Genomic DNA, 2,525 nt, shown 5'->3' on the forward strand with positions numbered 1-2,525 from the left:
GCAAGTACTACCCAGAATACATCAATGAGTACTGGATTCGCTTTGACCAAATCTCTTCTTATTCTTAGATTCGTCTTATTGATACGATGTCCTCTTACAAGCAGTCTATGAGTATTCACACCATAGGGCGTGCATGTCATAAGAGTACAGTAGTCCTGTCCTTCTACAATCTTCAGATCTTCAATTTCTGTAGGAAGGACGGTTTTAATTTGATCAACTTCATAATAAAGAGTTTGATCTAATACCTGAAGCATGAAGGTATCACCCTTTTTTAACTGATCGATATCAGTAAAAAGCTGTGCACTTGGTAATCCTCTATGTCCAGATATGACACAATGCGTACTCTCTCCACCTACTGGTAATGAAGTACCTGGGATATGTCCTATCGCAATCTGTAAGATTTCAGCATCTGTTCCATGATATATAGGAAGAGAGACATTGATTTTAGGGATTTCCACATAACCCATCATACCTGTACCAGTAACATCAAGAGTCGAATCATATACTTTCTTCTCCTGATCATTCAAGGAAGAAAGTGTTTGTTTCAGGTTTGTGTTGTATAAAGTAGCATCATTCCAGAACTTTTGATATTGTTTATCAGTCAGGTTTTCTACCTTTTCTTCATATCCAGCAATAGCTCTTGTCTGATGTCTTTGATTCCAATAGTTACTGAAACTAGGATAAATAAGTAAGGAAAGCCCCATAATGAATATTAAAGCTATAAATGCATTGGTTAACTTCTTTGTCATTATAGGACACTCCTTATTGTTTTATATTACTTACTTTCTGCTTTTTTCTTCATTACTAAGAATGCAGCAGCCGCAAGAATCATAAGTGTACCTGCAGCATATAATACTGTAGTACCCGTACCACCTGTTTCAGGTAATGAGCTACCTGGTTTATTCTGAATAGTTGTTGATAAAATACCAGTATCTTTATTTGCAGTAAACGCCATTTCACCAACATTACCACTAGTAATATTTCCAGAGAATGTATCTAAATATGGATTAGCACCATCAACGTGACCAGCTGTTACTGTAAAATAAATTGGATCAGATAACTTATCATAATTAGCAGGTGCTCTTGTTTCTGTTAATCTATATTCACCATCATCAATTCCCTTGAATTCAAATACATCGCCAGCAGTGCCATCTACTTTAGTAATTGGTTTCCATTCATATTTATCAGAACTTACCTTATGTTTCTTTTCTAATGTAAATTCAGCACCATCAAGTTTATCGCCGTTTTCATTTACTTTATTAACAGATACTTTATATGTGAATACAATAACTGTATCTTCTGGTGTTTTACCAGTTTCATCAGTTTCACCACCCTGTTCATTATTAGGGTTATTAGAGAATTCCATATACATTGTATTCTTGTTACCTAGTTCACCTAAATTAGCATTTTGATTTAATTCAGATTTATATTCAACTCTTACTTTTGATCCGTTTTTAGCTGAAGTAGTCTTCAAGTTTTCAAAAACAACATCAAATGTATCTCCATCACCAGGATTTTCAACAACTGTAAATCCTTCAGTAATTTCGGTATCATCAATAAATACCTTAACACTATCACGTTTAAATGTTAAACCTGCTTGTTGCTTATCATGGAATTTTAAAGTATATTTTGTATATTTTTCATAGTTTGATGGAAGTGTACCTTCAATCTTAAATGGTACTTCATCACCAATATCCCAGTCAGCAGCATCCTGCCATCCAGTTGTTTCTGTATCAGTAGAATCATTAATATCTTTAACTTTCTTTTCTGATGAAGGAACATCTGATTTTACTGATGTTGTAGCATCACCTACAACCTGTAAAATATATACTGTATAAGAATCATGCTTATTTGCTAAACTGCTGTCAGTGTCTTTTACTAAATAATAACCTGCAGCAAGTCCAGCAATCTCAGTTGTACCTGTTGTACTTTGAACTGTTTTAGTAGCAGCAGATAATTTTTTCTGATCTACTAGTTCTTTAGCAAAAGCTCTTGCAGTAGTTTCATCTGTAAGTGTTTCTGCTTTTGCTTTAGCTGTTTCAGTATAAGCATCTGCCTTTACTCCACTACCCCATTTTAAATCAGAAAGTACTTTCTTATTGTTTTTTGTTGAAAGTGTACCACTGAACACCTGATAAACTTCATAAGTATGACCTTCAACAGTATTCTGTAAAGTAAGCTTATAAGTTGTATCAGCCGCCATTACTACTGATGGCATAGCAATTGCCATAACCATCGTGAATGCAAGCATGAAACTTGCGAGCTTTTTAAATAGTTTCATATCGTTTTTCCTCCTTGTCCATATGATATCCATTTTTTTAATAAAACTCTTCCCTTATTGAAATACATATTTTAATCTTTGTTATTACTAGTTATAAGCCCCCCTTCTTTTTTATATTTGCTATACAGACAAATAGAGTCGCTGTAATAAATAGGGCCCCAATTGCGTAATAACCGAAAATACCGAATCCTCCAGTATCTGGAAGATCATAGTTATCTAACTTCTTGTTAGTAACTGTAATATC

Annotated in this window: 2 protein-coding genes; both read right to left on the bottom strand. The window is 34.1% G+C overall.

The window, feature by feature from the left end; translation table 11 throughout:
- Positions 1-749: class C sortase (locus ACT8VG_RS10015; protein ID WP_444195776.1), on the bottom strand; the 749-nt coding region annotated here is incomplete at its 3' end.
- A gap of 26 nt (positions 750-775) precedes the next feature.
- Positions 776-2,281, bottom strand: a complete 1,506-nt coding sequence (locus ACT8VG_RS10020) for an isopeptide-forming domain-containing fimbrial protein (RefSeq protein WP_444195777.1) — start codon at positions 2,279-2,281, stop codon at positions 776-778.
- Between the last annotated feature and the right edge of the window lie 244 nt (positions 2,282-2,525).

Source organism: Catenibacterium sp. (assembly GCF_052354645.1).
Lineage (GTDB): Bacteria > Bacillota_I > Bacilli_A > Erysipelotrichales > Coprobacillaceae > Catenibacterium > Catenibacterium mitsuoka_A.